Below are 4,278 nucleotides of genomic sequence, written 5' to 3' on the forward strand. Positions count from 1 at the left end.
GCGGCCTTCACCGCCGGCTTCGTGGCGGTGCTGGTGGGCTTCACCAGCTCGGTGGCGATCGTGTTCCAGGCGGCGCAGGCCTTCGGCGCCACGCCGGCGGTCATCGCCTCCTGGATGTGGGCGCTGGGCATCGGCATGGGGCTGGCGTCGATGCTGCCCTCGCTGTGGCTGAAGAAGCCGGTGATGATCGCCTGGAGCACGCCCGGCGCGGCGGTGCTGGCGACGGCGGGCGTGGGCTATTCGATGGGCGAGGCGGTGGGCGCCTTCATCGTCTGCGCGCTGCTGATCACGCTGGCCGGCGCCACCGGCTGGTTCGAGCGGGTGATGAACCGCATCCCGATGGCGATCGCCTCCGCGCTGCTGGCCGGTGTGCTGGCGCGCTTCGGGCTGGCGGCCTTCGCCGCGGCGCAGACGGCGCTCCCGCTGGTGCTGCTGATGCTGGCCAGCTACCTCCTCGGCCGCCGGCTGCTGCCGCGCTACGCCGTGCCGCTGACGCTGGGGGTGGCGACCGTCTTCGTGGCGCTGCGCGGCGAACTGGCCTGGAGTACGGTGCACTTCACGCTGGCGATGCCGGTGTTCACGATGCCGTCTTTCACCTGGCAGGCGGCGGTGAGCCTGGCGCTGCCGCTGTTCGTGGTGACGATGGCCTCGCAGAACCTGCCGGGCGTGGCGGCCATCCGCGCCGCCGGCTACGAGATGCCTGTCAGCAAGCTCATCACGCTCACCGGCGTGGCGACGCTGGTGCTGGCGCCCTTCGGCGCCTACGCGCTGAACCTCAGCGCCATCACCGCCGCCATCTGCATGGGGCGCGAGGCGCACGAGGACCCGGCCCGCCGCTACACGGCGGCCGTGTGCTGCGGCGCCCTCTATGTCGTGATCGGCCTGTTCGGCGCGGCCGTCACCGGGCTGCTCACCGCCTTCCCGAAGGAGCTGGTCGCCGCCATCGCGGGGCTGGCGCTGCTGTCGACCATCGGCGGCGGGCTGGCGGCGGCGGTGCGTGACGAGTCGCACCGAGAGGCGGCGCTGATCACCTTCCTGGTCACGCTCTCGGGCGTGGTCATCGCCGGCATCGGCTCCGCCTTCTGGGGCGTGGTGGCCGGCGCGGCGGCGCTGGCGGTGCAGCAGTTGGGCCGCACGGCCGAGAAAACCCCGGCCGGCAAGGACATCGCGCCCGGATGCAAGATCGCGCTGGAACAGAAAACCGCGAACGACCACGCCAGAAACGCTCACGAGGCCCCTGCGAAATGAACCTCCTCTTCGTCGCCGACCCGCTCGACCACTTCAAGATCTACAAGGACACCACCTTCTCGATGATGCGCGAGGCGCAGCGGCGCGGCCACCGCATCGCCACCTGCCTGCCGCAGGACCTGCAGTGGAAGTCCGGCGACGTGGTCAAGGCCACCGTGCGCCGGATCACGCTGACCGGCGACAAGCACGCCTGGTACACGGAGGACCTGGTCGAGACCCGCGCGCTGAAGGACTTCGACGCGGTGCTGATGCGCAAGGACCCGCCCTTCGACGCCGAGTACATCTACGCCACGCACCTGCTGGAGCAGGCCGAGCGCGAGGGTGCCACGGTGATCAACAGGCCGCGCTCGCTGCGCGACCATCCGGAGAAGCTGGCGGTGATGGAGTTCCCGCAGTTCACCACGCCCACGCTGGTCACGCGCAGCCCGGAGGCGGTGAAGGACTTCCACGCCGAGCACGGCGACATCATCCTCAAGCCGCTGGACGGCATGGGCGGGATGGGCATCTTCCGCGTGCGCGAGGACGGGCTGAACCTCGGCTCCATCACCGAGACGCTGAACAAGGGCGGCGCGCAGACCATCATGGTGCAGCGCTTCGTGCCCGAGATCGTGCAGGGCGACAAGCGCGTGCTGGTCATCGGCGGCGAGCCGGTGCCCTTCAGCCTGGCGCGCATCCCGCAGGGCAGCGAGGTGCGCGGCAACCTGGCGGCCGGCGGCAAGGGCGTGGCCCAGCCGCTGACCGACGAGGACTGGACGATCGCCCGCGCCATCGGCCCGGTGCTCGCCGCCCGCGGGCTGCTGCTGATCGGGCTGGACGTCATCGGCGGCTCGCTCACCGAGATCAACGTCACCAGCCCCACCTGCTTCCAGGAGATCACCGAGCAGACCGGCTTCGACGTGCCGGCGATGTTCGTCGATGCGCTGGAGCGGCAGCTCCAGGGCTGAGCGCGCACCGAGTCCTTTTTTTCGCGAAGGCAGGGCGCATCCGGCGCCCGGCCCGGCGCATTCCGTCGCATCGCGCTGGCCGGCGCGGCCCGGGTCCGGGATCGTGCGGTCTTCATCCACTGGAGACCTGCACCATGCGACTGCCTTCCATCCTCTTTTCCGCGGCCCTGCTCGGCCCGCTGGCCGCCGGCGCGGCCGATCTTCAGGTGAGCGTGGCCGACGGCCCGGCCGGGCCGGCCCAGCTCTACGTGGCGGTGTACGACAGCGCCGAGCGCTACGCCGCCGGCCAGTCGATGGCCTCGCAGAGCCTGCCGTTGCGTGAGGGCGCCGCGCAACTGGCCTTCGTCGGCCTGCCGGCGGGCCGCTACGCCCTCAAGGTGTTCGCCGACGAGAACGGCAACGGCAAGCTCGACACCAACCTGCTGGGCCTGCCCGTGGAGCGCTACGGCTTCTCCAGGGACGCGCGCGGCGACCGGGGCGCGCCGGACTTCGAGGCCGTCGCCGTGCCGCTCGATGCGGACCAGCGCATCACCATCCACCTGCGCTGAGGAGCCGGCCATGAAGCGTCGCGAACTCCTGCACCGGCTGGCCGCGGCCGGCACGGCGCCGCTGCTGGGCGCGCTGCCCCTGGCCGCGCGCGCCGCCGACGCCGCCATCGGCAGCGACACCTGGCAGGCCCAGTTCGAGGCCTCCACGGCGCCGTGGAAGATCGGCTTCGCCACGCCGCCGACCGACCTGCCGCTGGTGCCCGCCACGGTGCGCGGCCGCTTTCCGGATGCGCTCGCCGGCACGCTCTACCGCGTGGGCCCGGCCGGGCACGACCTGGGCGGCCAGCGCTACCACCACTGGTTCGACGGCGACGGCATGGTGCAGCGCTTCGTCATCGACGGCGCCGAGGTGCGCCACCAGGGCCGCTACGTCGCCACGGCCAAGCGCGTCGCCGAAGTGCGCGACGGGCACCGGCTGGAGCAGGCCTTCGGCACCATCCTGCCGGGCGTGCAGCCGCCGGCCTCGCCCGACGGCATGAACGTCGCGAACACCAGCGTGCTGCCGCTGGGCGACGACCTGCTCGCCCTGTGGGAGGGCGGCTCGGCCACCCGCATCGACCCCGCCACGCTGGCCACGCGCGGCCTGCGGGCCTGGCGCGCCGACCTGGCGGGGCTGCCCTTCTCGGCGCATCCCAAGGTGGACCCCGACGGCACGGTGTGGAACTTCGGCGTCGGTGCGAGCCAGGGCATGCTGATCCTCTACGAGATCGCGCCCGACGGCACGCTGCGCCGCGCCGACGCGATGCCCGTGCCGCAGATCGCGATGGTCCACGACTTCGCCGTCACCGATGCCCACCTCGTCTTCCTCATGCCGTCGCTGGTGTTCGACAACGCGCGCAGCGCGGCCGGCGCGAGCTTCCTCGACAGCCACGTCTGGAAGCCCGAACTCGGCATGCGCGTGCTGGTGGTCGACAAGAAGGACTGGAGCAGGCGGCAGATGCTGCAGCTGCCCGCGGGCTTCCTGTTCCACCTGGGCAATGCGTGGGCGCAGGACGGGCCTTCCGGCACGCTGATCCACCTGGACTACGTGCGCTCGGCCACGGCCGACGCGGTGTTCACCAGCAACCGCGAGGTGATGCGCGGGCGCCGCGTGCGCAGCGTGGAGCCGCAGCTCGTGGCCGCCACGCTGAACCTGCGCACCGGCGAGGCCGTGCAGCACGCGCTGGGCCTCGCGGCCGAGTTCCCGCGCATGGACCCGCGCCGCGTGGGCCTGCGGCATCGCCGGGTGGTGCATGCGACGCAGGTGTTCGAGGACCGCCCCGGCTTCGGCGCGGTGGCGCTGACGGACGTGGAGAACGGCCGGTCGCAGCGCTTCGCCTACGGCGCGCAGGCGCTGGTGGAGGAGCACGTGTTCGTGCCCGACGGCGACCGGCCCGGCTGGATCCTGGGCACCGCGCTGGATGTCGCGCAGAAGCAGACCGTGCTGTCCTGCTTCGCAGCCGATGCCCTGGCCGACGGCCCGGTTGCGCAGGCCACGCTGCCCTATGCGCTGCCGCTGGGGCTGCACGGCAGCTTCGTGCCGGCGCGGCAGGGCTAGG

Annotated in this window: 4 protein-coding genes; all 4 read left to right on the forward strand. The window is 72.3% G+C overall.

From position 1 onward, the window contains the following. Nucleotides 1–1,248: benzoate/H(+) symporter BenE family transporter (locus ACIY1X_RS25170; RefSeq protein WP_399686076.1), on the forward strand; the 1,248-nt coding region annotated here is incomplete at its 5' end. Beyond that, nucleotides 1,245–2,192, forward strand: coding sequence for a glutathione synthase (gshB, locus tag ACIY1X_RS25175; RefSeq protein WP_399686079.1), 948 nt, complete (start codon nt 1,245–1,247; stop codon nt 2,190–2,192). The genes ACIY1X_RS25170 and gshB, both read left to right, overlap by 4 nt. Nucleotides 2,193–2,326: 134 nt before the next feature. Continuing rightward, nucleotides 2,327–2,740, forward strand: coding sequence for a DUF2141 domain-containing protein (locus ACIY1X_RS25180; protein WP_399686081.1), 414 nt, complete (start codon nt 2,327–2,329; stop codon nt 2,738–2,740). 10 nt (nt 2,741–2,750) lie between these two features. Further along, a complete protein-coding gene (locus ACIY1X_RS25185; RefSeq protein ID WP_399686084.1) occupies nt 2,751–4,277 on the forward strand; it encodes a carotenoid oxygenase family protein in 1,527 nt (508 codons plus the stop codon). The last annotated feature ends 1 nt before the right edge of the window (nt 4,278 follow it).

The organism is Xenophilus sp., from assembly GCF_044462705.1.
In the GTDB taxonomy this organism is placed as follows: domain Bacteria; phylum Pseudomonadota; class Gammaproteobacteria; order Burkholderiales; family Burkholderiaceae_C; genus Xenophilus; species Xenophilus azovorans.

Bases quoted from the DNA above. Each gene is read 5' to 3' on its own strand.
- ACIY1X_RS25180 (WP_399686081.1), top strand. From the start codon at position 2,327: ATGCGACTGCCTTCCATCCTCTTTTCCGCGGCCCTGCTCGGCCCGCTG.
- gshB (WP_399686079.1), top strand. From the start codon at position 1,245: ATGAACCTCCTCTTCGTCGCCGACCCGCTCGACCACTTCAAGATCTAC.
- ACIY1X_RS25185 (WP_399686084.1), top strand. From the start codon at position 2,751: ATGAAGCGTCGCGAACTCCTGCACCGGCTGGCCGCGGCCGGCACGGCG.